Here is a 25,805-nt window from a genome sequence, read left to right on the forward strand (position 1 = left end):
CTCGTAATTTCGATCGCTTACGTACTATTCGCATACGAATTAAAATAAAACAATATGCTTTACTGCGCGAGCGAGCGCCTTTAGCGCTCTTTCAACGAGAAACAGCAAGGGACGGACGCAGAGGATGACAAGGCAGACGAAACCCTTGAGCCGCAGAGCAGCGGTCACCTCCAGCATGCTACAGGCGGGAAGCATCTGGAAGCGCATGGCGGAGAAGGCGCTGGCAGAGGACGGAATTTCGGCGTCGCGCGCCAATCTGCTCCTTCTGATCAGCCGGTCAGGCGGCGGTGTCCGCCAGGTTCAGCTTGCCGAAAGCCTCGGCCTCGCCAGCCAATCGCTGGTCCGCCTGCTGGATGAACTCACCGCCGGTGGTCATATCGAACGCAAAGACGACCCGGACGACAGGCGTGCCAAAACAATTTGGTTGACCCCCGACGGACAGCAACTGGCAGAACGCGTCGAACGCGTCATCGCGTCATTGCGTAACAGAGTGCTTCGCAACGTCGATGATGCCGACATCGAGGCAGCCCACCGCGTCTTGAATGCCATTGTGCGGGCAAGTGTAGAAAACTCTACCGATGACTGACACCAAAAAGATATAGAAGTGTCACAAACAAATAGCCAGATTCGACGAATAGTAAACACGGCAATTAAGTGCTGCTGGCAATATTGCAACATCAACTAAATAAAAATGGAGATGCCACGCAATACATCACTTTAAGTAGATGAATTTTATTTGCTCGAATATTCTTCCTCATATAAAAGACATTACAAATAAAAAACACCACCCTGGAAACGCCCTTCACTTCACCTGCAGCATGATGATGTCAGGATTGAAAAATGAAGGCCGCAAATAACAGTATCGACCCCAAGGACCGTAAGATACTATCTGTATCGCGTATCCTAGGTTATGCGTTTGCATTTATGCTGATTTTTATCATCGCGATGGCGATGGTTCCCAACCAATTCTTCATCGTCTCGACACGGGCGGTGATCAACGCACCGGTGCAGCTGATCGCTTCTCCCATCTACGGCAGGGTAGATAAGATCTCACTGCAGGTTGGCCAGGTCGTCAATCTCGGCGACGTCATGGCAACGGTCTCAAACCCCAACCAAGATCAGACATCTCTGACGGGACTCAGGCTGGAAAAGCTCGATCTGACCGAAAAGCTCAACAACACGACCAGCGTAGCGGCCGAGCGCACCGAGCAACTTAACAAGGTCAAGACGCAGATCGACAGCGTCAAGGCGGGCGTTCTGAGTGAACTCTCGGCAGTGATCGTCAATTCTGAATTCAACGTCCAAACCTATCAGGCCCGCCTCAACGAGCAGGACGCGCTGCTGCAGCGCCAGCAGACGCTCCTTAAAAAGGGGCTGATTTCCGACAGTAGTCTTGAGCCACAGCGCCAGAAGCGCAATGCAGCCCAGGCCGAGCTTGATTCCGCCAAGGGCGAGCTACGCCGCAACGAGATTGTCCAGTCGCTTGTCGGCCGCGATATCTATACCGGCGGCACTGTTGCCGCGAACCTGCTGACGCTCGAGATGCAACGCACGAAGCTCGCCGGCGACATCGCCGAGGACAATATCGAAATCAACCAAATGACGGAGCGCAAGCAGCAGGTCGAGAACCTGATCTCGCGCGAGGAAGGACGCCTCGGCAAGACCGGTGCGGCCGAGGTCACCGCCGAGCGCCACGGCCAGATCGTCAGCGTCGACGCTTCCTTCGGCGATTTCGTCATGCAGGGCCAGCCGGTCGCCAAGTCGCTCGACTGCACCGAGGCCTTCGCCGCGGCCGTCTACCGAAGCCGTGACGTGACAGCGCTCGAGATCGGCACGCCCGCGATGGTCAACTTCCGCAGCCTTGGCGTGAAGCGCAGCGGGCACATCTACAAGATCGTCCGGTACTTTAACTCCGGCCCAGAAAACCGCTATTTCGCGAAATTCCCCGAGGCCGAGGGCCATGAGGTCTATGTTCTGGTCAAGATCGACGAGCCGACCGCCCAGGACGGCAGTGTTGCCCAGCAGAACAACGACAAGTTCTTCGGATGCCACGTCGGCGAGGATGTCATCGTCTCTCTCGGCGAGACCATCACCTCGCGTATCGCGCGGTACTCGATGGCTGTCGTTGCCGGGCTGACATCGCCGGCGATTGTTCTGTCCGCATCCACATCGCTGGACAAGGGCACCGGTCCGCAACCGCCGGCCGACAAGACTGCAACACCCTGAAGAGCCAAGCTGAACGTTTATCCGCGTATTGCGAGGGGCGAAAATGAAGGGCATGAACTCGTCAATGGGTGAGGTTTGGCGCGGGTTGATCGCATCACTCCTGGCTGCCATGCTGTTTGCAGCGGCAATCGACGCGGCGCGTGCCGATGATGAGGCGAAGACGCAGCTCGCCTGCTCGATGTGCGACGCGCTGGCCGCCAAGATGACGGGCGAGCCCGAGCAGCCATTCGTCTTTCGCAGTTTCGAGCCGGCCAATGGCGGTTCGGCGCTGCATCCGTCGCTGGAGAATACCGGCTTCACCTACGACAATGCGCTTGCGATGATGGCGCTTTACGGCTGCCAGCGTACAGCCGAAGCCCGCCGCGTTGCCGATGCGCTGGTGGTCGCGCTTGAAACCGACCGTCACTACCACGACGGTCGCCTGCGCAACGCCTATCGCTCCGGCACGGTCATTCCGGGCAAGGAAGGCATGTTGCTTCCAGGCTATTGGAGCACGGCGAGCAATTCCTGGATCGAGGACGGCTATCAGGTCGGAACTGCGACCGGCAGCACAGCCTGGGGCGCGCTCGCCCTGCTAATGGCCTATGAGGAAACCGACCAGCAGGCCTATCTCGACTCCGCCCGTAAAGTCATGGATTGGATCCACCGCAGCACGGCCGATCCGAAGAATGACGGCTATTTCGGCGGCTTTTTCGGTCATGAGCCGACGCCTGAGCGGATGACCTGGAAGTCGACGGAGCATAATCTCGACGTCTACGCCGCCGACAGCTGGCTCGCCCGGCTAGATGCGGGTGGCGACTGGACGCACCAGGGCGACAGCGCACTGCAGTTTCTCAAGACCATGTGGAACGAGCCGGAAGGCCGCTTCTATATCGGCAGCGTGCCCGACAGCAACGCTCCGAACGTGGGCATGTCGGGCCTCGACGCCGAACTCTGGCCGCTGATCGCGGTTCCGGAATTCAAATCCAGGGCCGATCGCGTGATGGAATGGACTGACCTGAACCACGGGGTGGAGGGCGGCTACGACTTCAACAACGACCGCGATGGCGTCTGGCTGGAAGGCACGGCGCAGGCCGCGCTCGTGCTTCGCGAGACCGGCCAACCCGAAAAGGCCGAACCGCTTTTTGCCACCATCGCCAAGCAGCGCGAGCCCGGCGGCCTCGTCTACGCCACGGAAAACGAGCAACTAACGACAGGCCTGCAGGTCGGGCCGAACTCGGCGCCCGGCGACTTCAAGTACTACCGACTGCCGCATATCGGCGCGACCGGCTGGGCCGTTCTTGCCGCTCTCGATATCAACCCCTTCGTCGGCCTGAAAGGCCAGATGAAGGCCAACAGCAAGGATGGTCCATGTCCCCCGAAGTAGTCACCTTGTCGGATTCAATACTGTTCTCACTGCTGGCGATCGCGCTGATCGTGGGCTGCGCCTGGCTGCTGGACGCCAATCGCGGCAAGGACCGCGTCATTTTCGGCACGATCCTGGTCGTCATGCTCCTGAACTATCTGTATTTCCGCATCACCAAGACATTGCCGGACTTCGAGTGGAGCCCCTACGCGATCTGGCCGCGCTTCTATCTCGGCTTCGAAGTGGTCGTCATCTTCTACACGGTGCTTTCGATCGTCTTCTTCTTCAAGCGGACCGACCACAGTGGCGCCGCCGACGCCAGCGAAGCGCTGATCGCGCAACATTCGCGCCACCCGGCCGTCGATATCTTCATCTGCACATACAACGAAGAACTGTCCATTCTGGAGCGCACGATCCTCGCCGCCAAGGCGATCGACTACAGCAATTTCACCGTTTGGGTCCTGGATGACGGACGCCGCGATTGGCTTGAGGATTACTGCAACGAGATCGGCGTGCGCTATCTACGCCGCAACGACAACGTCGGCGCCAAGGGCGGCAACATCAACAACGCGGTACGACGTTCCGCCGAGGACACCAACGCCCCCTTCATCCTCATTCTAGATGCCGACTTCGCGCCGCAGCGCGGCATCCTGAAACGAACGGTGGGCCAGTTCATCGACACCGAAATCGGCCTCATCCAAACGCCGCAGTTTTATTACAATGCCGATCCGGTCCAGCATAATCTGCTAGCCTCGAAGGCATGGGTCGACGATCAGCGCATCTTCTTCGACGTCATGCAGCCCTCCAAGGACGGATGGGGCGCAGCCTTTTGCGTGGGAACGTCCTGTATCGTCCGCCGTGATGCGCTCGATATGATCGGTGGCATGCCGCAGGAGACGGTGACTGAAGATATCCACCTCACCTATCGCCTGATGCAGAAGGGCCTGAAAACCCGCTGGCTCAATGAACGCCTGAGCGTCGGCCTTTCGGCCGAGAGCCTCTCGGGATATATCACACAGCGCTGCCGCTGGTGCCTGGGCACCATCCAGGTGGCGCTCCTGAAGGATGGCCCGTTTCTGGGACGCGGCTACACCTTGATGCAGCGGCTGCACTATTTCCACGGCCTGCTCTTCTGGTTCTGCCGGCCCTTCATCCTGCTCCTTATGGCCGCCCCACTTCTCTTCTACTTTCTCGGCCTGCCTGCCATTCTGATGGAGCCGGAGGCGTTCTTCCTCTATGCGCTGCCGATGGTCGCCGGCATGTGGACATTCCATTCCTGGGTTTCCGGGCGGCGGAGCCTGCCGCTTTTCACCGAGGTTTCGCAGATGGTCTCGGCCATTCCGATCACCATCGCCCTCATCCACGCCCTCTTCCACCCCTTCGGCCGGCCATTCAAGGTTACCGCCAAGGGTGAAGATCGCGGGCGTGTGGAGGTGCTTTACCCGATCGCCGCGACGTTCTTCGCCATCATTGTGCTGACCTTCGTCGGCATGCTCAACGGACCATTGCTCAGCACTTACAACGATCTCGACGGCTTCAGCGTCGCCTGGGGCATGGTCGTCATGGTCTACGCCTTCGTGTCGATGCTCGTCTGCATCGAGCTCCCCCGCCCACCCCTTGAAAAGCTTGAGCTTGCGCTTGCCCGCGAAGGACAGGTCGCCAGCGGCGGCAAGGCCGCTCCCTGCATGATCGATACGATCTCGATCGAGACGGCCAAGATCACGATGCGCGAGGAGAGCGCGCTCAGCCAGATGCGCCTTGGCGATATCCTGATCTTCGCACCCTTCGACAATTTCGACGTCGCTGGGCAGATCACCAGCATGGACCGCGCGAATTCGGGCCTGTCGCTCTCGATCGTCGCCATCAGGGACCGGCTCGACGATCACGAAATCAAGAAGGGCGCCGAGGATATCAGGCGCAAGATGGTGCAGCGCATGTTCAGCGAGATGCCGGAGGTGATGCCTGCCCGCGCCTACCCTGTGCTCGCCGTCCAGGGGCTGATGCAGCGCATGTTCGCACGGCCCGCGGTTCTGGTCGGCGACACCGAGCCTTATACGTTGAATGGGCGCCAAGCACCGCGCAAGTTCCACAAGCCGCGCGTCTTCTCGCCAAAGGTTCCGCTGCTGCAACTTGGCGGTGGTGCCACTCCGCCGGCGGCCGCCGAGTGATCGGGCCTTACTGACGCGAAGAAAAATGCCGGATCCCCTGGAGGTCCGGCATCTCTGTTAGCGGATAGCCGTTGGCGAAGCGGTTCAGCGCCAGCCCAGGGCGGGTGCGACGTGCTTCAAGATTTGCTCGACCACATGAGCGTTGTAATCGACGCCGAGCTGATTGGGCACGGTGAGCAACAGGGTGTCGGCCTCGGCGATTGCCTCATCCTTGGCCAGTTGCTTCACGAGGGCATCGGGCTCGGCGGCATAGCTGCGACCGAAGATCGCCCGCGTCTTCTCGTCGATAAAGCCGATCTTGTCGTCGCCCTGACCGCTGCCGCCGAAATAGGCCCGGTCGCGATCGTCCACCAGCGCGAAGATGCTGCGGCTCACCGACACGCGCGGCGTGCGAGTGTGACCGGCTTCCTTCCATGCTTCGCGATAGGCGCGGATCTGCGCTGCCTGCTGCACGTGGAACGGCTCGCCGGTCTCATCGTCCTTCAGCGTCGAGCTCTGCAGGTTCATTCCAAGCTTGGCTGCCCAGACGGCGGTCGCATTCGAGCCGGAGCCCCACCAGATGCGCTCCCGCAGTCCCTCGGAGTGCGGCTCCAGACGCAGCATGCCGGGCGGATTGGGGAACATCGGACGCGGGTTCGGCTGGGCGAAACCTTCGCCGCGCAGAACATCGAGCAGAACTTCTGCATGACGCCGACCGATATCGGCATCAGACCCGCCCTCGGGCGGCTGATAGCCAAAGTAGCGCCAACCATCGACCACCTGCTCCGGCGAGCCACGGCTGATGCCGAGCTGCAAGCGCCCTCCTGAGATCAGATCGGCGGCGCCGGCGTCCTCTGCCATGTAGAGCGGGTTTTCGTAGCGCATGTCGATGACGCCGGTCCCGATCTCGATACGGCTGGTCTTGGCACCAACCGCGGCAAGCAGGGGGAACGGCGATGCGAGCTGGCGGGCAAAGTGGTGAGCGCGGAAATAAGCGCCGTCGGCCCCAAGCTCTTCGACAGCAACCGCAAGATCGATGGACTGGAGAAGCGCGTCGCCCGCCGAGCGGGTTCCCGATTGCGGCGACGGTGTCCAGTGTCCGAACGAGAGGAAACCGATTTTCTTCATGATGTAGCACCGTGAAAGCGTGATTGACGAATTCATGGTTCATCGCACAGTTCCGGCCGCGGATACAGCGGTGCGGGTGTGACCACAGTGTCAACGCTTCATCTCATCGAGCGTCAACTTCACGTCAAAAAGCTGCGGCCCAGAATCGAAAAAGCCTGCCGCGGGAGGAGGTGCGGCAGGCTTTCGAAAAGAACCGAACAACAGCTGGGAGGAGGAGTGCTGTTGTTCCCTCAGGCGACCCTGGGAGGAGGAGTGGGGCGCCCGAACCACGAAGCTTTGCGGGAGGAGGTGCATCGCTTCGTTAAAAATGAATATAACCGATATCTGTTCATTTTCTAGGCACTATTGTGCAGTGCAGCTATGCATTTTCCGCATGGAATAAAACGGAGATACCGATTGTTCACGAACATGCCTGTCCGAGTGGCTCACTCATTCCGGCATCGCTGTCTCGACGGCATAGTCAGGACCACATGCGATCAACAACTGGAACCTGCCGTTCAGGGGCTTCGAGGTGATGTTCGGCGCACGAGATCCGGTAAAGGCGCAGAGGTCGGCCCGTGAAACGCCGGAGTTTGGCACCCAGATGCAAGCCGACCATACAAGCTTTCACGTCTTCTTCGACGTGTCATCAACAACCACGCACTTTCTGGCCCAACTGCTGTAGCGCCTTGAAAGCATCATACCGTCTCAGATGGCTTTCAGCGGTTCGCCCTGCCGAAGGCATGAACGTTTCATCGACCTTGGTCAGCATAACCATCGCCTCTCGAACATCGAGATAACAGCCACTGGCGACCGCGCCCAGGATCGCCGCGCCTAACAATACCGGTTCGTCGGCAATCGTTGCGACGATGGGCTTACCGCATGCATCCGCCAAAAGCTGACGAACAAAGCTTTGCTGGCCAGCCCCGCCGCTGATGACGACGGAACTGATCTCGACGCCCGCCTGCGTCTGGGCGTCGATGATCTGCCTGAGGCCATAGCCGATGCCATAGAGGCCTGCTACATACAGTCGAACGAGGCTGTCGATATCGCGTTCCATGTCCATGCCCGCTATCAGCCCGCGAGCGTGTGGATCGGCAAGCGGTGCGCGGTTACCCAAGAACTCAGGGACAACATGAAGGCCCTGAACGAGCGAGGTTGGGTCGGTTCCTGCCTTGCTGGCAGCAATGTCGGCAAGCATCACGGGAAGCGACTGGCCTTTTTCTTTTGCACTCTGCAACGCCTGCGCGGCAGCGGGATGAAATGAAATCAGCTGTTCTATTGCTGCGCCGGCAGCGCTCTGACCGCCTTCGTTGAGCCAAAGCCCGGGAACCATCGCCGAATAATAAGGCCCCCATACGCCCTGCACGAAGGCCGGTTCGACGGTCGATGTCATCGTGCACGATGAGGTACCGAAGACATAGCCAAGGTTCGCCGTCGGCCCGTCGCCGAAGCCAACCGTCCCGATCCCGCCGGCATGAGCATCGATCAGTCCAGCAGCGACCGCCGTCCCCGGTAGCAGCCCGAGTTCCGCTGCCGCCGCCGGCGTCAGGCCGCCGCCGAGTGCCGAGCCCGGCTCGACGATCGCCTGGCCGATGCGCGCAAAGCCCTCATCCGCTAGCGTGCCGAGGCCGATCTCTTCGAAATATGTCGGATCCCAGCGCTTCTCGTGCGCGAGATAGGTCCACTTGCAGGTCACGGTGCAGGTGGATCGCGAAAGGTCGCCTGTGGCCCGCCAAGTCAGGAAATCGGCAAGGTCGAAGAACTGCCATGCCGCCTCGAACACCTCGGGGCGGCACTCCTTCAACCAGAGCAGCTTGGGCGTCTCCATCTCTGGAGAAATGCGGCCGCCGACGTAGCGCAGGACCTCGTGGCCGAGCGCATTGATCCGATCCGCCTGGGCAACCGCTCTGTGGTCCATCCAGACAATAATATTTCGCTGCGGATCTTCCGATGGGCCAACCGGCAAGGGCTTTCCCTGGTCACCGAGGACGACAAGCGAGCAGGTGGCGTCGAAGCCCAATCCTACGACATTTTTCGCCGCCACCCCGGCATCGCGAACGGACTGACGCACGGCTTCGCAGACTGCCTGCCAGATCTCGTTACTCGACTGTTCGACGATTGAGCCGGCTTCACGGTAAAGCGAGATGTCACGCTTGGCGCTGGCCAGCATTCGTCCGCCGAGATCGAACACCCCGGCGCGAGCGCTTCCGGTGCCGACATCAACGCCGATCACGTAGCGCGGTGTTTGGACTTCTTCGCTCATTGTCTCTCATCTTTCTAGCATAAATGGCTGATGCCCGCGCATTGCGCGGGAATCACTTTCGTTAGAGGTCGACACTATTGGGAAGGATCACGAGGTCACGAATGGTGACGTTGCGCGGCCGCGACAGCATGAAGAGTACGCAATCGGCAACTTCCTTGGGCTGCATCAGGCTGCCATTGGCGAGCGCTTCTTCCATCTTCGCCTTCGGCCAATCATCGAGTAACGCGGTGACGACAGGACCCGGCAAGACAGCTCCGACCCGCACACCGTGCTGCGCCACCTGACGACGTGTCGAATGTACGAATGCCTGTACGGCGAATTTCGAGGCGGTGTAGATTGGCTCCCAGACAACCGGGACAACACCTGCGATCGAGCTGGTGAACAGGATGTCGCCCGACTTCTGAGCGATCATGTGCGGCAGCACGGCGTGAACGGAGCGGAAAGCTGCGTTGATGTTCAGATTGAGCATCCTGTCCCAGGCATCGGGATCGCCGTCGGCGACCTGCCCGCCTATGTAGGCGCCGGCATTAGCGTGGAAGATGTCGAGTCTGCCGGCGACCTCCAGAATTCTGGGAAGGATGCCCGAGAGTTGCTTGCCGTCGAGAAGATCGACGACAAGCGGGAATGCGCGCTCGCCGAACGCCTCGCAGATTTCATCCAGCTTGTCCTTGGCGCGATCGATGAGGACGACGGTCGCGCCTTCGGCGTGTAATGTGCGGGCGCATTCGAGCCCAATGCCCGACGCCGAACCGGTTATGGCGGCGACTTTGCCTTTCATGAGGTCGGTCATGAATTTACTCCTTAAATTTAGATCAAGCGCGTCCGTGGCTGACGCGGGAACGGCGGGCGAGCGAATCGACGATGACGGCAATGGCGAGAACGCCGCCTGTGATCATGTAGCGCAACGAAGAGCTGAGGTTGAGTAGTGTCAAGCCGTTGGAAATCGCTTGGATGACGATGATCCCGAGCAGTGCGGAATAGGCGCTGCCGCGACCGCCGAAGAGGCTCGTCCCGCCGATCACGGCAGCGGCGATGGCGTTGAGGTTGACGTCACCCGTGCCGGCCTGCTGGCTCGACGACGCAAGACGCGAGGCGGACAAAATGCCGCCGATGGTCGCAAGCGTTGAGCAAAGCACGAAGGCGCTCAGATAGATGCGGCGAACATTGATGCCAGCGCGACGCGCAGCTTCACGGTTTCCGCCGACGGCGAACATCGAGCGTCCCCATTGGGTGCGCGTCAAACCATAATTCAGGATCACCGCGATGGCGACGAATAGACCGAACATCCACGGAATGCCTCGGCCGAGGTTGAGATAATAGACCGCGAACTCGAGTGCTGCGGTCAGCACAACGGCCTTGATAGCGGTAGCGGCAAAAGGCTGCGAGGATAGATTGACCGCCGCGCGCTGCTGACGCGTCCGCAGACCCTTGGCGATGATCACTGCACCCGGAAGCAGAGCCAGGAGGTAGGACAGCCAATCGGGCATGACCAGGATCTGGCCGAAGCGGACGAGCGGGGATGCATAGGGAAGGTTAATGCTGCCGCTCGGGCCCAAGATATAAAGCTGCATACCGAGCAGCGCCAGAAGGCCGGCAAGCGTCGCCACGAAACTTGGCATTCCAAGCCGGTTGTAAAGTACGGCGTAAACGGTTCCGATGAGCGCGCCAGCGGCAATGGCAGCTATGATCGCAACGACGAAGGGGACACCGTTGTTCACCCAGAGCACACCTAGGATGGCGGATGACAAGCCGCTCATCGAACCTACGGAAAGGTCGATCTCGCCAAGCATCAGCACACAAACGATGCCGAGCGAGATGATGCCGACGGTGGCGCAGTCAAAGAGCAGGTTAACGAGATTGTTGGGTGCGAGAAACACCGGATTGAGGAGCGAGAAGACTGTGGAGATGACGATCAGCCCGACAGCGACCGGAAGCATGCCCAAGTCGCCGGATTTAACCCGATCGATAAAGGCCCCGACCATCGCCATCATGCTGTCGTCATGGCGGACGCGTTCGTCGCTGCGATCGAGCGTTGTGACGGGTGCGACTGTTGTATTGGATGGTTTCTGGCTCATGCCGGTCTCCCACTGTTTTCCTGCGCCGTGCCTGTCTTGCGCTCGATACGGCGCGAGACTGAGTTTTCCGTGGCGCCCGTGATCGAGGCGACAAGTTCCTGGTTGGTTGCATCAGGCGTGAAGACGCCGTTGTTCCGGCCCAACCGCAATACGACGATGCGATCGGCCACGGCGCGTACGTCTTCCATGTTGTGGCTGATGATGATGACGCCCAACCCGCGGTCACGGACACGCTCGATGAGATTGAGAACTTCGGCGGTCTGCGCGACGCCGAGTGCGGCCGTCGGCTCGTCGAGCATGATGATTTTCGGGTTGAGGAGGAGTGATCTGGCAATTGCCACCGTCTGGCGCTGGCCGCCCGACAGCGAGGCGATCGGCTCCCTGACGGACGGGATGCGCGCGGCCAGCTCCCGAAGCAGCGTCCAGGCGCGGACTTCCATCGCCACCTCGTCGAGCGCCCAGGGCGAGAGCTCATGCCCGAGGAATAGGTTGGCCACGACGTCGAGGTTCTCGCAGAGCGCCAGATCCTGAAACACGGTTGCAATACCGAGCTCCAGCGCCTTGCCGGGGCTGTCGAGCGAGACACTCTGGCCGCAGAACTCGATCGAACCGGAAGAAGGCTGGTGCACGCCAGCCAGGACCTTTACCAGGGTTGACTTGCCGGCGCCATTGTCTCCCACCAGGGCCACGACTTCGCCCGCCTTGACGTCCAGTTCGATATCGGTCAGCGCCGAGACGGCACCGAAGTTCTTCGACACATTTCGCAGTCGCAGGATGGGCTGTCCGCGCTCCGGTACATTGCTTGCTGTGGTGCTCATAGCTAAAGGCCTTTGTGCGTCCTTGAGAAACCGGCCGCACGCAGTGCGGCCGGAATGGCTGATTGGCTCTTAGTTGCCGATGCCGAGCTTCTTGCAGCCTTCGGCATATTCGCCGGTGCAGATCTGCTCAGCCGTCTGGATCTTCTTGTCGAAGATCTCCGCCTTGATGTTCTCGGCGGTGACGACGGCCGGGATGAAGAGCTGCGACGGCGTGTTGTAGAGCGTCGTCTTGGCTTCCGGCTTCTCGCCCTTGATGAGCTGGACAGCCACCTGTGCGGCTGCGGCCGCTACGATCTCGGAAGGCTTGGAGATCGTGTTGTACTGGTCGCCCGAAATAATGAGCTGCAGGGCTGCGATCGTCGCGTCGTTGCCGGTGACCGGCGGAACAGGGTTGACGCCGGCTGCCTTGAACGCCGCGATTGCGCCGCCGCCGGTGCCATCATTGGCGGCAACCACGCCCTTGATATCGGCGCCGAAGCGCGTGATCTGGCCGGCCGCCCACTCCTGAGCCTTCGGCGGCGCCCATTCTGGCGTATCGAATTCGGCAAGCGTCTTGTATTTGGATTCCTTCAGGCCGCGATGGATGCCGTCGCGAATGAGGCCGGCGGCCGCATCGGTCGGCGAACCGTTGATCTCGAGCACACCGGCTCCGTCTGGCACGCCTGCCTTTTTCAAATGCTCGACCAGCGACTTGGCAATCGCGTAGCCGATACCTTCATTGTCGAAGGAAACGTAGAAATCAGCAGGCTTGTCCGGGATCGGACGGTCATAGGCGATGACCTTGACGTCCTGTGACTGGGCGAGCTCAACGAGACCCGCGGCTGCGGCGGAATCGACCGGATCGAGGACCACGACCTTGGCGCCCTGCGCAATCACCGAGTTGAACTGTTGCTGCTGCAGCGATGCGTCGCCATTGGCGTTCTGGTAGACGACGGTGCACTTGGCACACAGCTTTTCCATCTCGGCCTTGAAGCCCGGAAAATCGTGCTGCTCATAGCGGGTCGACGCCTGATCAGGCATCAGGAACGCCACCGTCGACGCTTCCTGGGCGAGTGCTGCTCCGCCGAGCGCCACCAGCATGGTCGCCGACATCAGGGAAAGTTTGCGATAGGTCATGTTCTCCTCCTTAATTGACCAACAGCAAGGTTCGGCCATTGCCGCAACATTGACCTGACGCGCGATGCGCCAGTGCCCCCAAGCCGCGGCTCGACGAGCCGCACGGCAAAGAGGACCACCAATAGCTGCGAAATCACCTCCCGGTGCCAGCCTCCTAGCTGGCACGTATCATCGATTGAGCGCATTTGCTCAATCGATGACGCAAGATTTGCCACTTCTCTCGTTTGATGTCAAGTTAGCGCCCGACACAGGAGATGAGAATTTTGAAATTGGACAGGCAGCAGAAGCGAACCACGATTTACGACCTTGCGGAACTCGCCGGCACCTCTGCGAGCGCGGTCAGTGCTGTCTTGAACGGGAACTGGAAGAAGCGCCGTATCAGCAAGCAGCTTGCCGAGAAGATAACGCGAATAGCCGAGGAGCAGGGTTACGCGCTCAACATGCAGGCAAGTCTGCTGCGCCGTGAAAAGTCGCACATCATCGGCATGATCGTTCCCAAGTACGATAACCGATATTTCGGTTCGATCGTGGAACTCTTCGAGACCATGGCTCGCGACAAGGGCTTCTTTCCGCTTATCACATGCACGCGACGCGACCCTGCGCTTGAGATTGAGGCCGCTCGAGCGATGCTCTCCTACCAGGTGGATTGCGTGATTGCGACAGGTGCTACGGACCCCGACAGGGTCACCGAACTATGTGCCGCTGCAGGCGTGCGGACGATCAACCTCGATCTGCCCGGCAAACTTGCACCCTCCATCATTTCCGACAACTTCGCAGGCGCTCGAGAGCTGACGCGAAGAATACTCGATAGTTGCCAACACCGATTTGGCTCGATGGAACCACTGATGTTCGTCGGCGGTCGTGGCGGCGATCACAACACGATGGAACGTCTAAGGGGATTTCGCCAAGCACATGCGGATCACGGTATCGACCTTGATGACGACAGGGTCATCGCCTGTGGTTACGCCCCCGAAAAGGCGCAGAGCGCGCTAATGGAGCGCGCTACCAGCGGCTTGCCCTTTTCCAAAGGCATGTTCGTCAACTCGACAATTACACTTGAAGGCGTGCTCCGCTGGGTGCGGCTCGCAGGACCTGTCAGCGAGCAGGAGTTCGCACTCGGATGCTTCGACTATGATCCCCTCGTCGCCCTACTCGGCGACAACATCGAGATGGTTCGCCAGGACGTACCGGCAATGCTTGCCAGAATGTTCGAGCTGATCGAGCACGGAAACTTTGAGCCGAACGTGTCAGAAATCCCGCCCGTTCTTCGTTAAGCGTGCGGGCCGCAGGATAAGCGATACCGGTATTGCGCGGAAGACTTCAGCACCAATTTGGCGCTTACGCGTTCGTATCTCACTCCTTGGCGTGCTTTGGTGGCGCTTCTCGATTTCCCTCTGCCCGGTCTCTGTGCAAGGCAGCACGTGCCAGCATCATCAGAGTTACCGGTGTCGTCACGGTCACGAACACGCCGATCAAAATCTCGTGGACCGCAAAGCGAGAGGACACAGCGGAAAAGAAGATCATCGAGCCGAGCATAACCCCGCCAATCCCCCAGCTGGTTCCGAGGGTCGGAGCGTGGATACGTTGGTAGAAACTTGGTAGACGGAGAAATCCGATCGCACCGATCAGAGCCAGCAGCGCTCCGAGAACGAGGAAGAAGGCGACAAGCGACGCCACCCAGACCGGCAGATCCACGGCAGCGTGCATCATTCGATTACCTCCCCGCGCATCAGGAACTTCGCCAGTGCCACGGTTGCTACGAAGCCTATCATTCCTATGACCAATGCGGCTTCGAAATAGACCACCCTCCCCGTTCCGACGCCGAAGGTTACCAAAAGCAGCATGGCATTGATGTAAAACGTGTCGAGGCCGATGATGCGGTCTTGCGCGCGGGGGCCGACGAACATGCGGACCGAAACGATGGCCATGGCCGCAACGAGCATGACCTGAGCGACCGACACGGCCGTGAAGAGGATGATTGCACTCATGCGAATATCTCCAGCAACAGCGCCTCGTATCGGTTCTTGATAGTATCGCGCCATACGGCTTCGTTCTGTATGTCGAGAACGTGCAGCAACACCGTGTGATCGTTGGAATCATACTCCAGCCATGCGGATCCTGGCGTGCTAGTCAAGATCACGGCCAGCACGGCAAGCGCGAACTGGCTGCGGAGTTCCAAGTGTATGGTGATAAAGCCGGGGTTGTGCCGTCGTTTCCCGCTGCGCAAAATGATCCACGCGACGTCGATGTTCGACTTGACGATATCACCGAACACCAAACCGAAGAGCTTCGGCAGGAGATACCATTTCTTCAGCCGTACCGGTTCCGACTTAAGAGAGGCCATCGCCCAGCCCGCGAAGACCGCAACGACGAGGCCTAGGATGAAATGGCCGAGGGTGAAGCCGTTTAGCAGCAACCACATGATGAGCAGGCACGTCGCAAGAATGGGATAGGGAAGCATCACTCGCCCTCCGTTCCAGCTTTGACGCCCTTGATCGGCAGCGCGTTGTTGACCGCGTCGATATAGATCGACGGCTTGCTCAGCGTGCGGATCGTCGTGTCCATGTATTGCATCGCCGGCCCGGCCTGCACGGTGAGCGCGAGCGTCAGCGCCAAGAGGAACATTACCGGCACGATCTCGATCACCAGCACGCGGGGCACAGTTCCTTCGATCGAGCTCCAGAAGGTGCGGATGCCGACGCGCGTCATGGAAATCAGCGCGGCTATGCCGGAGAGAATAACGAGAACGACCAAAGCCCAGATCGCCGCAGTTGGCGGCACGCCAATGGAGCCGGTGCCCATCATCGCAGAGAGCATGGCGAATTTGGCGACGAAGCCCGAGAGCGGGGGAAGGCCGGAGAGCAAGATGCCGCAGGCCGCGAAACAAATGCCGAGAACAGCCATGGTCCCCGGCATGGTGACGCCTTCTTCCTCGTTTTCGGGCTCTTCGTCGGCCTCGCCATAAGCCTCCATAGTCACGGCAAGCACGTTTGCGCCCGCATCCTGGCCGCGTTCGACGAGTTCGATGAGCATGAAGAAGGCGCTGATCGTCAATGTTGAGCTGACGAGATAGAGCAGCGCGCCGGAAGAGACCGCGCCGTCGTTGATACCAAGCACCATCAGCAGTGTCCCCGAGGAGACCAATACGGAAAAGCCCGCAAGCCGTCCCAGCGCCTGCGACGCAAGCACGCCGACGATGCCGAAGATCAACGTGGCCATGCCGCCATAAAGCAGAACCGGCGCGCCGAACCCGGCCGAGGGGCCCTCACCGAACAGCAGCATCGTCAGCCGCAGGATCACATAGATCCCAAGCTTGCTCATGATCGCGAAGATACCGGCCACCGGTGCAGATGCGGCGCTATAGGCGGTAGGGAGCCAGAAGCAAAGCGGCCACATGCCAGCCTTGATAAGGAAGACGACACCCAATATGCCGGCGCCGGCCTCCATCAACATGCGCCGGTCGGGCTCGATCTCGGGGATGCGGGCGGCAAGGTCGGCCATGTTGAGCGTCCCCGCCGTTCCGTAGATGAGGCTGACGCCAATCAGGAACAGCAGCGCGGCCACCAGGTTGACCGCGATGTAATGCATGCCAGCCTTGACGCGCAGCGGGCCCGAGCCATGCAGCAGAAGACCGTAGGAGGCTGCCAGCATGACCTCGAAGAAGACGAAGAGGTTGAACAGGTCGCCCGTGAGGAAGGCCCCGTTGACCCCCATGAGGAGCAGCTGGAACATGCTGTGAAAATGCGCGCCCACCGCATGCCAGCGCGCCAGCGAGAAGACGAGTGCCGGCACGGCAAGCAGTGCGGTCAAAAGCAGCATCATGGCCGATAGCCCGTCGAGAACGAGCACGATGCCGAAGGGTGCCGACCAGTTGCCAACGAGATAGACGCCCTCGAACCCATTCGGGCCGCTTTCGATCCTGAACAGGATGAAAGCGATTACGGTGAGCAAGATTGCGGAGGCGAGGCTGACCATCGCCTTGGCGAGGCGGCGCCGCTCGTCGATGAACAGCAAGAGGGCACTGGCGATCAGCGGAATGAGGATGGGCGCTACGATGAGGTGATGGGACCAACCGCTCATTTCGGCTCGTTCCTTCCATCGACATGGTCGCTGCCCGTCAGCCCGCGCGACGCCAGGAGGACCACGAGAAACAGCGCCGTGGTCGCAAAGCCGATGACGATGGCGGTCAGCACGAGGGCCTGTGGTACCGGATCGGCGAGAATGGACGGATCGTCGCTTCCCAGGATCGGCGGAACGTTGGCCTTCACGCCGCCGACGCCGAAGATGAAGAGGTTGACGGCATAGGAGAGGAGCGAGAGCCCGATGATTACCTGATAGGTGCGCGGGCGCAGGATAAGCCAGACCCCGCAGCTCGTCATGATGCCGATGGCGATCGACAGAACCAGTTCCATCACCGCTCCTCCGATTTGGCCGCGTCGATCGTGCGCAGGCGGTTGATCCGCAACGATTGGTGGGCAAGGGCGACAAGGATCAGCACGGTCGATCCGACAACGAGCGAAAAGACGCCGAGGTCGAAGAGCAGTGCCGTCGCCGCCGGCACCTTGCCGATCAGGGGAAGTTCGAGATAGCGCGAATGCGAGGTCAGGAACGGATAGCCGAGCAACCAAGCACCGGCGCCCGTCAACACCGCCGTCAACAATCCCGCGCCCATCCACCGCAGCGGCAGAATGCGGACGCGGTCCTCGGCCCAGCGCGTACCGCCGGCGAGATATTGCAGGAGAAAGGCGATCGAGAGCGTCAATCCCGCCGAGAACCCGCCGCCCGGCAGGTCATGCCCGCGCATGAAGAGGTAGACGGAGAAGGTGATGATGACTGGGAACATCCACTGCATGATGACCGATGGTACGAGCAAATAATCGCGCACCGTGTCGCCAGCCGAGCGCTCCGGCCGCTCCTCGTCGAAGCGGTTTTGCACCTGCTGCTGCTCCGGCATTCCCATGCTGTCTTCAGCCGGGCGGAAACGACGCAGCAAGCCGTAGACAGTCAGCGAGACGACCCCTAGCACCGCGATTTCGCCCAGCGTGTCGAATCCGCGGAAGTCCACGAGAATAACATTGACGACGTTTCGTCCGCCGCCGAGCGAATAGGCATGCTCGAGGAAATAGTTGGCGATCGCGTCAGGTACCGGCATCGTCATCACGGCATAGGCGATGGCCGACATGGAGACGCCGCAGAGGACGGCGAGCGCGAAGTCGCGGAAGCGCCGGAACCGGGCGCGGATCGTCATGGACTCGCGAATGTCTTCAGATCGTTTCGGCAACCACCGCAGCCCCAACAGAATGAGAACGGTGGTAACGATCTCGACCAGCAACTGGGTGATCGCAAGATCAGGTGCCGAAAGCCATACGAAGGTGATGCACACGATCAGGCCGACGCCGCCGAGCATGACCAGCGCGGCCAGTCGATGGTATTTGGCCGTGTAGGCGGTACCGATCGCCAGACACACCCCGATCAACCAGAGCGCGGTGAAGACAGGATCGACGCCGGAATAGGCAAAAGGACGATGTTCGAAGCCGCGGAGATAGAGCGGCAGGGCACCCGCAAGCAGTCCAGCGACCACCAGCCACCGCAACTGCGGCTGCAGCTTGCGTGTCCCAAGCCGCCGCTCGGCAACGCGCGCCCAGCGCCAGGAGACTTCCACGAGGATACGTTCGAAGATGCGCTGCCCCTTCAGCCGCCGGATAAAGGGTGGACCGTCGTCGCAACGTGACAGATAACCTTTCAACGCCCAGTAGATCGCGGTTCCGGCGATCAGCGCTATGACGCTCATGATCAGCGGGAGATTGATCCCGTGCCACAGCGAAAGGCTGTACTCAGGCGTGTCGTCTCTTAAAACACTGATCACCGCGCTGTGGAGAAATGGTCCAATCGATAGTGCCGGCACGATACCGACCACCAGGCACAGCACGACGAGAAACTCGATCGGAAAGCGCATCCAGCGTGGAGGTTCGTGCGGATGCGCGATCGGCAGGTCGGTCGGCGCGGGGCCGAAGAAAACGGTGTGGATGAAACGCAGCGAATAGGCAACGCTGAAGGCACCAGCAAGCGTCGCGACATAGGGCAGAATTCTATCAAGGATGGAATCGGCGTGCGTCTCGACCGCTTCCGCGAAGAACATTTCCTTCGAAAGGAATCCGTTCAGCAGTGGTACGCCGGCCATAGCGGCGCTGGCGACGACGGCAAGGGTCGCCGTGATCGGCATGAACCTGTACAAGCCGCTAAGCTTGCGCATATCGCGCGTCCCGGTCTCGTGGTCGATGATGCCCGCCGCCATGAACAGCGACGCCTTGAACGTCGCGTGATTGAGCATGTGAAAAATCGCAGCCACCGTTGCCAATGGGCTTCCGAGGCTGAGCAGCGTCGTAATCAATCCAAGGTGGCTGATCGTCGAATAGGCAAGGAGCCCTTTCAGATCGCGCTGGAATATGGCGAAGTATGCGCCAAGCAGCAAAGTGATCATTCCCGCGGCGCCGAGGATCCAGAACCACTCGTAGGTTCCAGACAAGACTGGCCAGAAGCGCACGAGCAAGAAGACGCCCGCCTTCACCATCGTTGCCGAATGCAGGAATGCCGACACGGGCGTCGGTGCCGACATGGCATTGGGCAGCCAGAAGTGGAATGGAAACTGAGCGCTTTTCGTCAGAGCTCCAAGCAGAATGAAAATCAGCGCGGGCACATAGAGGCTGTGATTTCGGATCAGGTCACCTGAGTTCAGGATCTTGTCCAGATCGTAGCTGCCGACGATCTTGCCAAGCAAAATCAGGCCGATCAACAGGCAGAAGCCCCCGATCCCAGTGATCGTCAGGGCCATTCGAGCGCCGTCTCGGGCGGCAGCATTGTTGTGCCAGTAGCTGATCAACAGGAACGAGAAGATGCTTGTCAGTTCCCAGAATACCGACAGCAGGATGACATTCCCTGAAATGACAATGCCGACCATCGCTCCCATGAACGCAAGCAGGAACGAGAAGAATCGCGGGACCGGATCGTCTTCCGACATGTAATAGCGGGCGTAGAGGATGACCAGAAAACCGATGAAGGTTATCAGCATGGTGAAAATCCATGCAAAGGCATCCATGCGCAGAGTCAGATCAAGACCGAGCTGCGGCAACCACTCCGCGTTGAAGCGAATGACACCCCCGTCAGAGACCTGCGGGTAGAGACTGGCGCTAAGCAAAAGGGCGAGGAAGACGACAATACCAGCAAGGCTGGAAGGCAGGCGACGTGATACCGTTCTCAGGAAAAAGACCGACAGAATGCTACCCACGAACGGAAGAAGCAGCAGGGCAACGAGCATGAAGGGTCCGGCTGTTATCCCAATGCGTCTGTCCTTTTCGAATTGTGATTAGAGGCATCGCATATTCAGCAACGACCTAGAAATCACTTTTAAATTAGCCTATATGATCTATATCAACCAATATGGGCGATAGTCGAAGATGGGTCAAGCTTACGACCATAAGATTTTGTCGCCGGCCCTATGTAGAGCGGCACGCGGTCTCGTGGACTGGACACAGGCTGAACTGTCAGCACGGGCGGGCGTGTCGCGAAGCACAGTTCGCGACTACGAAGGCGGGCGCCACGATGTTCACCGCGCAACGGCTGCACAATTGAAAATCGCGCTTGAGAGTGGCGGTGTAACCTTCGTCAATCTGGACGACGGCAAAATAGCTCTTTGCTCCAGCAACGAGCAGTGACGCCGAGCTGACTAGCCGCCACGCCTGTCACGCGCCAAGCTGTTCGGCGCGCTATGGGGACACAATCCGTCGTCCCGTCTCCTGGTCGAAAAGATGCAGATTTCCCTGAGAAAGTGAAAGACGCTGTCGGCTGGCGACGTCGAACTGGGGCCGTTCGCGCAATACAATGGAAACCAGTTGCTCCCCAAGACGTGCCTCGACGAAAGTCTCCGCTCCCGTCGGCTCGATATTCGCGACGATGGCTTCAAGCTCGCCAACACCAGCGCTAACAAGTGCGATTTCTTCGGGACGCTTGCCAATCAATATCGACTGCCCATCGCGTACGCCTCCAGGAACCTTCAATCCGGTCCCCTTCCCGGTTTGCAGAACAAACTCGCCGGATCGGGCGACGGCCGGAAACAGGTTCATCGCAGGAGAGCCGATAAATTGCGCCACAAAAGAATTTGCGGGGCGATCGTAAAGCTCAAGTGGCGAGCCAACCTGCTCGATCTTGCCCGCCTGCATGACGACGATGCGGTCGGCCATGGTCATTGCCTCAATCTGATCGTGGGTAACATAGATCATGGTCGTTCCAAGACGGCGATGTAGCGACTTGATCTCGCCTCGCATTTGCACGCGCAGCTTGGCGTCAAGATTGGAAAGCGGCTCGTCAAACAGGAAGACTTGTGGCTTGCGCACGATCGAGCGCCCCATGGCCACACGCTGACGCTGGCCACCCGATAGAGCCTTCGGCTTGCGCTGGAGGAGCGGAACCAGGCCCAGGATTTCCGCCGCCTCACGTACCTTTTTGTGCTTCTCTTCCTTGCTGGCGCCGGCCAGCGTCAGGGAAAATGCCATATTCTCCTCGACGGTCATATGCGGATAAAGCGCATAATTCTGGAAGACCATCGAGATGTCGCGGCTCTTCGGGGGCAGGTTGTTCACCACCTTGCCGCCGATCGATATTTCACCACCGGAGATCTCTTCCAGACCCGCGATCATTCGCAAAAGCGTTGACTTCCCGCAGCCCGACGGGCCGACGAGGACGACGAACTCGCCCTCATTGAAGTTTGCCTCAATGCCGTGAATGACCTCAGCGCTTCCATAGCGCTTGACGACCTTATCGATTGTTACGCTGGCCATATTGTCACCCCTCACGCCGCGCCAATTGCGATGCGCGTGGCCGACAATGCACCCTCATGGATGATGAGACCGGCCGAACCGCCCTGAAAAGCCGTATCGTCGGCTTCGACGGTGGTGTCGCCAATGCGCGCTTCGAAATGCCCGCCCTTCGCCGACACCTTCAGCGTAAATGCCTTCTCGAATTCCACGTCGAGTGCGACGGAGGCAAGCACCTTGCGATCCTCGTCCTTGCACCTGACGATTTGCAACTCGCCGGCGCGAGTGACCAGCGCGGCATAATACCGGCGCTGACCCTGCGAACGGAAGACCAGACCGCCGTAATCGCCGAGATGGAGCATGAGATCGGCGTCGATCGCGTAATCCGTCCAGTCACGCGTGCCCTGCATGATCATGCCGTCGCCGCGGTTCTGGCTGATGCGGAAATCCTGCGGGAAGTGCTTGGAGAAAAAATGCACATTGCTCACCCAGGCACGCCGCCAGAAATCACCGGCACCCTCGGGCCGGCGAAATGTCACCGCCGGGCAGCCGTCCCAGGTCAGGCTGTCGATGACGACACGACCGTTTGCCCTGCCGTCGGCCGTCTTCAGCACCAAGCCGACCTCGGCGATCGGCTGGTATCCGGTCTCCGGCACAGTCCATGAGAGCGAGGCAGATGCGCCGGCTGCCAACAATTCGCCATTTGGCATGTCGATGGCGACGAGGTTGTCCGTCCCGTCATAGTGACGAATGCGCAGTTTGGCTTCGACGATACCCTTGTTGCCTGCATCAGCGCTGACGCGCGCCTTGAGCACCTGGCCGGCATGAATACGCGGGCTGGCCATCAGATCATAGGTGCGCATCTTCGTTACTTCGGCCGGGGTAAACACGGGCGTGGTGGTTGCCGCCTCGCGGCCCGGAGCAAGCGCGGAAAAATCGATCGCCAGACCATTGCCGGTGCCGCTCACCTTGAGATCGGCGAGCGCGCTATCGGCCGCTTGCGCACGGAAGCCTTGAACAGACCCCGGCAGTGAGAAGTGGAACTTGGCACCGTCCTTGGGCGCCGGTTCGTGGGCCTGACCAGCAAGCTTGCGGCCGAGATTGGCAAGCCAGAGAGCAACATCGACGGCATCGGCGATCGAGCGACCACCGTCGGCCGTCGACATGTAGAGCCGGTCGGCAACCGGGCCGCGCCAATCCGGGCCGGCGTCCAGTCCCTCGAGACCAAGCATGATGCCGTGCAGGCAACCGAGATTGCCGGCATTGCAATCCGTATCCCAGCCGGACGTGTTGACGATCATCTGGCCGCGCTGGAAATCATGCGGTGCATGTAGGAGCGCCATGATCATCAACGCATGGTTCGGAACGACATGGCAATTGCCCGGATATTTGTCGTAGCCGTAGTTATCTTCGATCCTTTGGCGGGTTTCCTCCCAATCCTCGTTACCGGATGTCCAGTGGCGGATATCAGCGACAAGCTTAGCGATCAGGCTGTCCGCCGGAATATAGGACAGGCCGGTGTCCAGCAGATGATTAACATCCTTGCTGACGAAAGCCTCCGCTTCCATTGCCGCCCAGAGCACTGCGGCATGGACCGCTTCACCGTCGTGGCTGACGGAACCAGCCGCACGCGCGAGCTTTGCAGCCTGCGCCGGTTTGCCGGGAGACACGAGCGCCCAGCCGTCGATGAAGATCTGCGCGCCGATCTGCTCAGCGACCGTTGCGCCATTGGTTTCGATCGAACCGGAGGCGGGTGCGGAAATACCGCGTTTCAGGTTGAGCCAGGCCGTGTGTTCGGTAGAGTTTCCGGCTCCGCCCCACCAGAGGATCGAGCGTTCCTCGATTATATAGTTGAGCCAAGCCTTACCGATATCCTCGGCGGAAAGGTCGGGCGAGATGCCGTAGTCGTCGAGCGCGCGCGGGAAGGCGAAGGTGCCGCCGACGTCGTCGTCAGTGACGACAAGCGGATCGCCCAGCCGTTCGTGGACGTAGTAGGTGATCGGTCCGAGCTTCTGGAGAATATCCTTGTAGCGCCAGTTTTCGAATGGGCGGCCGAGATAGACGCCGATCAGCTTGCCGAGAACGCCGGCGTAGACACGGTTGTTGTAGTCTGCAGGTATGGACATCAGAAGCTCCTTGTCAGCCCTTCACCGAACCGCCTGCCATTCCTTCGATGAAATGGCGCTGCAGCAGGATGAAGAGAATTACGATGGGTAGAATAATGATGAGGGCCGCCGCCATGATCTCGCCCCAGTCGGACGAGTACTGGCCGGACAGCAGGAAGAAGGAAACGACGGCCGTCAGCCTGTCCTGATCCTGCAGGAAGGTGGTTGCGATCAGGAACTCGTTCCACGAGTAAAGCCCGATGATCAACGCGACGGTGAGGATGCCCGGCGAGACGATCGGCAGGAAGACGCGCCGGAAAACCTGCCAGTGCGTCGCCCCGTCGATCAAAGCGGCTTCCTCAAGCTCCTTGGGAACAGCGAGAAAATAGGTGCGCAGAAGCATGATGGCGAAGGGCGAGTAGACCGCCGTGTAGATGAAGGACACGGCTATCGGATTGTTGATCAGCCCGAAGCGCGCGAAGCCGAAGTAGAGGGGAAAGAGGAAGAGCTGGATCGGCGCCGTGGTGCTTGCCAGGAGATAGAAGGTGAGGATCTTCCACGTCTTGATCTTGCGCCGGGCAAGAACGTAGGCCGTCAGCGAACCCGTCGTGCAGACGAGGATGATCGTCATGCCGGTCAGCACCGCCGAATTGAGGAGTGTGCGGCCGAAATTGGCGTCCGACCATGCGCGGGTAAAGTTGTCCCAGCGCAATTCCGACGGCCAGGCGAGCGGATTTTGCACGATTTCGGCGGACGCCTTCAGCGAATTCAGCACCATCAGCACGATGGGAAACAGCGTGATGATCAGCAGCAACGATAGCGTCGCATAGACGAGCGTCAGTGTGATGCGGCTCTCGGTCATGTTCATTGTTCGAACTCCGATGCTTGCGCGCGGATATAGAGGACAGTGGCAGCCAGCCCGAAGAGGCTGATGACGACGGAAACAGCGGCCGCCTTGCCGACGGCGAGATCGTAGAAGGCCGAACGATAGGCAAGCGTCGACAGCACTTCGGAGGAATAGGCGGGGCCGCCCTGCGTGAGGATGTAGACGAAGTCGAAGACGAGGAACGACCAGATGACGGTCATGATCATCATCAGCGTGATGGTCGGCATGATGCCCGGAAGCAGCACGTAGCGGATCATCTGGAAGAAGGTCGCGCCCTCGATGCGGGCCGCCTCGATCTGCTCGGCCGGCACCTGGCGAAGGGCGGCAAAGAAGATGACGCACAGGAAACCCCACCAGTGCCACAGATCGACGACGGCAATGCCGTAAAGCGCGCTCGACGTCTCTGTCAGTGGGTTGGCAATTTCGATACCCAACCGCTGGAGAAGGCCCGTAACACCCGTCACCGGCGAGTAGATCATGCCCTGCCAGACACGACCGGTAATGGCCGTGGCGATGATAACAGGGAGGAAGTAGATGACCTGGAACGCGTTGGAGCCACGACGGGCGACCAAAAGCATTGTGGCCGCCAGCAGACCCATGCCGATCGGCACCGTCAGGAAGATGATCGTCCAGATGATGTTGTTGGTAAGCGCCGTCCAGAACACGCTGTCGCCCCACAGCGCCGCGAAATTGTCCAACCCGACGAAAACAGGTGTGCTGATGCCGTCCCATTCGAAGAAGGCAAGGGCCACCGTCAGCAGCGCCGGAATGGCGATGATGACGATGTTTATGATGAGGGTCGGCAGAACATAGAGTCTGTGCATGGTATTACCTTTTCGGGCATGGTCCGGCCTGCCCCGCCACCGGCACCGGTGGAAGGCGGGCGGGAGGCGCGCGCTGAGCG

The 25,805-nt window shown here is 60.0% G+C and carries 22 protein-coding genes; 6 read left to right on the plus strand and 16 right to left on the minus strand.

The window, feature by feature from the left end; all coding sequences use genetic code 11:
* Positions 1-124: 124 nt before the first annotated feature.
* The 4 genes from QTL96_RS10680 (at position 125) to QTL96_RS10695 (ending at position 5,739) form a co-directional block, all read left to right on the plus strand.
* Positions 125-586, plus strand: a complete 462-nt coding sequence (locus QTL96_RS10680; protein WP_289727718.1) for a MarR family transcriptional regulator — start codon at positions 125-127, stop codon at positions 584-586.
* A 338-nt stretch (positions 587-924) separates the two neighbouring features.
* Entirely contained in the window at positions 925-2,226 is a 1,302-nt protein-coding gene (locus QTL96_RS10685; RefSeq protein WP_289727719.1) for an HlyD family efflux transporter periplasmic adaptor subunit, read from the plus strand.
* Between the two features lie 64 nt (positions 2,227-2,290).
* Positions 2,291-3,592, plus strand: coding sequence for a hypothetical protein (locus QTL96_RS10690; protein WP_289727720.1), 1,302 nt, complete (start codon positions 2,291-2,293; stop codon positions 3,590-3,592).
* Positions 3,577-5,739 (plus strand): glycosyltransferase, encoded by a 2,163-nt coding sequence (locus QTL96_RS10695; protein ID WP_289727721.1) that lies wholly within the window; start codon positions 3,577-3,579, stop codon positions 5,737-5,739. The genes QTL96_RS10690 and QTL96_RS10695 overlap by 16 nt, the downstream gene beginning before the upstream one ends.
* A gap of 84 nt (positions 5,740-5,823) precedes the next feature.
* Here QTL96_RS10695 and QTL96_RS10700 read toward each other — a convergent pair whose 3' ends face one another.
* From QTL96_RS10700 to QTL96_RS10725, 6 genes are all read right to left on the minus strand, one after another.
* Complete coding sequence (locus tag QTL96_RS10700; RefSeq protein WP_113198607.1) at positions 5,824-6,846, minus strand: LLM class flavin-dependent oxidoreductase; 1,023 nt, start codon at positions 6,844-6,846, stop codon at positions 5,824-5,826.
* 628 nt (positions 6,847-7,474) lie between these two features.
* Positions 7,475-9,091, minus strand: a complete 1,617-nt coding sequence (locus QTL96_RS10705; RefSeq protein ID WP_289727722.1) for an FGGY-family carbohydrate kinase — start codon at positions 9,089-9,091, stop codon at positions 7,475-7,477.
* Between the two features lie 61 nt (positions 9,092-9,152).
* Positions 9,153-9,881 (minus strand): SDR family oxidoreductase, encoded by a 729-nt coding sequence (locus tag QTL96_RS10710; protein WP_112943285.1) that lies wholly within the window; start codon positions 9,879-9,881, stop codon positions 9,153-9,155.
* Between the two features lie 22 nt (positions 9,882-9,903).
* Positions 9,904-11,166: a sugar ABC transporter permease gene (locus tag QTL96_RS10715; protein ID WP_112819898.1), complete on the minus strand. Its 1,263-nt coding sequence runs from the start codon at positions 11,164-11,166 to the stop codon at positions 9,904-9,906.
* The gene (locus QTL96_RS10720; RefSeq protein ID WP_289727723.1) at positions 11,163-11,984 is read right to left on the minus strand and encodes an ATP-binding cassette domain-containing protein; all 822 of its coding nucleotides are present in this window, start codon (positions 11,982-11,984) and stop codon (positions 11,163-11,165) included. Before QTL96_RS10720 ends, QTL96_RS10715 begins: the two co-directional genes overlap by 4 nt.
* A 69-nt stretch (positions 11,985-12,053) precedes the next feature.
* Entirely contained in the window at positions 12,054-13,100 is a 1,047-nt protein-coding gene (locus QTL96_RS10725) for a sugar ABC transporter substrate-binding protein (RefSeq protein ID WP_112943287.1), read from the minus strand.
* Positions 13,101-13,363: 263 nt separating this feature from the next.
* On the opposite strand from QTL96_RS10725, the gene QTL96_RS10730 reads away from it, so the two are divergent.
* Positions 13,364-14,374 carry a LacI family DNA-binding transcriptional regulator gene (locus tag QTL96_RS10730; protein WP_113198604.1) on the plus strand — a complete coding sequence of 337 codons (1,011 nt, stop codon included), beginning with the start codon at positions 13,364-13,366 and terminating at the stop codon, positions 14,372-14,374.
* 79 nt (positions 14,375-14,453) lie between these two features.
* Here the strand turns inward: QTL96_RS10730 and mnhG are convergent, their stop codons facing one another.
* From mnhG to QTL96_RS10760, 6 genes are read right to left on the minus strand one after another with little or no spacing between them, the layout of a single operon-like run.
* Positions 14,454-14,810, minus strand: coding sequence for a monovalent cation/H(+) antiporter subunit G (gene mnhG / locus QTL96_RS10735; protein ID WP_183794294.1), 357 nt, complete (start codon positions 14,808-14,810; stop codon positions 14,454-14,456).
* Positions 14,807-15,088: a K+/H+ antiporter subunit F gene (locus QTL96_RS10740; protein WP_112819904.1), complete on the minus strand. Its 282-nt coding sequence runs from the start codon at positions 15,086-15,088 to the stop codon at positions 14,807-14,809. The genes mnhG and QTL96_RS10740 overlap by 4 nt, the downstream gene beginning before the upstream one ends.
* Complete coding sequence (locus tag QTL96_RS10745) at positions 15,085-15,561, minus strand: Na+/H+ antiporter subunit E (RefSeq protein WP_112943288.1); 477 nt, start codon at positions 15,559-15,561, stop codon at positions 15,085-15,087. Before QTL96_RS10745 ends, QTL96_RS10740 begins: the two co-directional genes overlap by 4 nt.
* Complete coding sequence (locus tag QTL96_RS10750) at positions 15,561-17,180, minus strand: monovalent cation/H+ antiporter subunit D (protein WP_289727724.1); 1,620 nt, start codon at positions 17,178-17,180, stop codon at positions 15,561-15,563. Before QTL96_RS10750 ends, QTL96_RS10745 begins: the two co-directional genes overlap by 1 nt.
* Positions 17,177-17,512 carry a Na+/H+ antiporter subunit C gene (locus QTL96_RS10755; RefSeq protein WP_112943290.1) on the minus strand — a complete coding sequence of 112 codons (336 nt, stop codon included), beginning with the start codon at positions 17,510-17,512 and terminating at the stop codon, positions 17,177-17,179. Before QTL96_RS10755 ends, QTL96_RS10750 begins: the two co-directional genes overlap by 4 nt.
* Positions 17,512-20,415, minus strand: coding sequence for a monovalent cation/H+ antiporter subunit A (locus QTL96_RS10760; protein WP_113198602.1), 2,904 nt, complete (start codon positions 20,413-20,415; stop codon positions 17,512-17,514). The genes QTL96_RS10755 and QTL96_RS10760 overlap by 1 nt, the downstream gene beginning before the upstream one ends.
* A 139-nt stretch (positions 20,416-20,554) precedes the next feature.
* Here QTL96_RS10760 and QTL96_RS10765 point away from each other — a divergent pair, with 139 nt between their 5' ends.
* The gene (locus tag QTL96_RS10765) at positions 20,555-20,812 is read left to right on the plus strand and encodes a helix-turn-helix transcriptional regulator (RefSeq protein ID WP_112819912.1); all 258 of its coding nucleotides are present in this window, start codon (positions 20,555-20,557) and stop codon (positions 20,810-20,812) included.
* Between the two features lie 51 nt (positions 20,813-20,863).
* Here QTL96_RS10765 and ugpC read toward each other — a convergent pair whose 3' ends face one another.
* The 4 genes from ugpC to QTL96_RS10785 are packed head-to-tail and all read right to left on the minus strand — an operon-like array spanning position 20,864 to position 25,725.
* A complete protein-coding gene (gene ugpC, locus QTL96_RS10770; protein ID WP_289727725.1) occupies positions 20,864-21,934 on the minus strand; it encodes a sn-glycerol-3-phosphate ABC transporter ATP-binding protein UgpC in 1,071 nt (356 codons plus the stop codon).
* Positions 21,935-21,945: 11 nt separating this feature from the next.
* Positions 21,946-24,036, minus strand: a complete 2,091-nt coding sequence (locus QTL96_RS10775) for an ADP-ribosylglycohydrolase family protein (RefSeq protein ID WP_289727726.1) — start codon at positions 24,034-24,036, stop codon at positions 21,946-21,948.
* Positions 24,037-24,049: 13 nt separating this feature from the next.
* Positions 24,050-24,883, minus strand: a complete 834-nt coding sequence (locus QTL96_RS10780) for a carbohydrate ABC transporter permease (RefSeq protein WP_047511710.1) — start codon at positions 24,881-24,883, stop codon at positions 24,050-24,052.
* Positions 24,880-25,725, minus strand: a complete 846-nt coding sequence (locus QTL96_RS10785) for a sugar ABC transporter permease (protein WP_289727727.1) — start codon at positions 25,723-25,725, stop codon at positions 24,880-24,882. The genes QTL96_RS10780 and QTL96_RS10785 overlap by 4 nt, the downstream gene beginning before the upstream one ends.
* Between the last annotated feature and the right edge of the window lie 80 nt (positions 25,726-25,805).

The sequence above is a fragment of the Rhizobium sp. S163 genome (assembly GCF_030380805.1).
Classification (GTDB): Bacteria; Pseudomonadota; Alphaproteobacteria; order Rhizobiales; family Rhizobiaceae; genus Rhizobium.

Bases quoted from the DNA above. Each gene is read 5' to 3' on its own strand.
- QTL96_RS10680 (WP_289727718.1), top strand. From the start codon at position 125: ATGACAAGGCAGACGAAACCCTTGAGCCGCAGAGCAGCGGTCACCTCC.
- QTL96_RS10685 (WP_289727719.1), top strand. From the start codon at position 925: ATGCTGATTTTTATCATCGCGATGGCGATGGTTCCCAACCAATTCTTC.
- QTL96_RS10690 (WP_289727720.1), top strand. From the start codon at position 2,291: ATGGGTGAGGTTTGGCGCGGGTTGATCGCATCACTCCTGGCTGCCATG.
- QTL96_RS10695 (WP_289727721.1), top strand. From the start codon at position 3,577: ATGTCCCCCGAAGTAGTCACCTTGTCGGATTCAATACTGTTCTCACTG.
- QTL96_RS10700 (WP_113198607.1), bottom strand. From the start codon at position 6,846: ATGAAGAAAATCGGTTTCCTCTCGTTCGGACACTGGACACCGTCGCCG.
- QTL96_RS10705 (WP_289727722.1), bottom strand. From the start codon at position 9,091: ATGAGCGAAGAAGTCCAAACACCGCGCTACGTGATCGGCGTTGATGTC.
- QTL96_RS10710 (WP_112943285.1), bottom strand. From the start codon at position 9,881: ATGACCGACCTCATGAAAGGCAAAGTCGCCGCCATAACCGGTTCGGCG.
- QTL96_RS10715 (WP_112819898.1), bottom strand. From the start codon at position 11,166: ATGAGCCAGAAACCATCCAATACAACAGTCGCACCCGTCACAACGCTC.
- QTL96_RS10720 (WP_289727723.1), bottom strand. From the start codon at position 11,984: ATGAGCACCACAGCAAGCAATGTACCGGAGCGCGGACAGCCCATCCTG.
- QTL96_RS10725 (WP_112943287.1), bottom strand. From the start codon at position 13,100: ATGACCTATCGCAAACTTTCCCTGATGTCGGCGACCATGCTGGTGGCG.
- mnhG (WP_183794294.1), bottom strand. From the start codon at position 14,810: ATGATGCACGCTGCCGTGGATCTGCCGGTCTGGGTGGCGTCGCTTGTC.
- QTL96_RS10740 (WP_112819904.1), bottom strand. From the start codon at position 15,088: ATGAGTGCAATCATCCTCTTCACGGCCGTGTCGGTCGCTCAGGTCATG.
- QTL96_RS10745 (WP_112943288.1), bottom strand. From the start codon at position 15,561: ATGCTTCCCTATCCCATTCTTGCGACGTGCCTGCTCATCATGTGGTTG.
- QTL96_RS10750 (WP_289727724.1), bottom strand. From the start codon at position 17,180: ATGAGCGGTTGGTCCCATCACCTCATCGTAGCGCCCATCCTCATTCCG.
- QTL96_RS10755 (WP_112943290.1), bottom strand. From the start codon at position 17,512: ATGGAACTGGTTCTGTCGATCGCCATCGGCATCATGACGAGCTGCGGG.
- QTL96_RS10760 (WP_113198602.1), bottom strand. From the start codon at position 20,415: ATGCTCGTTGCCCTGCTGCTTCTTCCGTTCGTGGGTAGCATTCTGTCG.
- QTL96_RS10765 (WP_112819912.1), top strand. From the start codon at position 20,555: ATGGGTCAAGCTTACGACCATAAGATTTTGTCGCCGGCCCTATGTAGA.
- ugpC (WP_289727725.1), bottom strand. From the start codon at position 21,934: ATGGCCAGCGTAACAATCGATAAGGTCGTCAAGCGCTATGGAAGCGCT.
- QTL96_RS10775 (WP_289727726.1), bottom strand. From the start codon at position 24,036: ATGTCCATACCTGCAGACTACAACAACCGTGTCTACGCCGGCGTTCTC.
- QTL96_RS10780 (WP_047511710.1), bottom strand. From the start codon at position 24,883: ATGAACATGACCGAGAGCCGCATCACACTGACGCTCGTCTATGCGACG.
- QTL96_RS10785 (WP_289727727.1), bottom strand. From the start codon at position 25,725: ATGCACAGACTCTATGTTCTGCCGACCCTCATCATAAACATCGTCATC.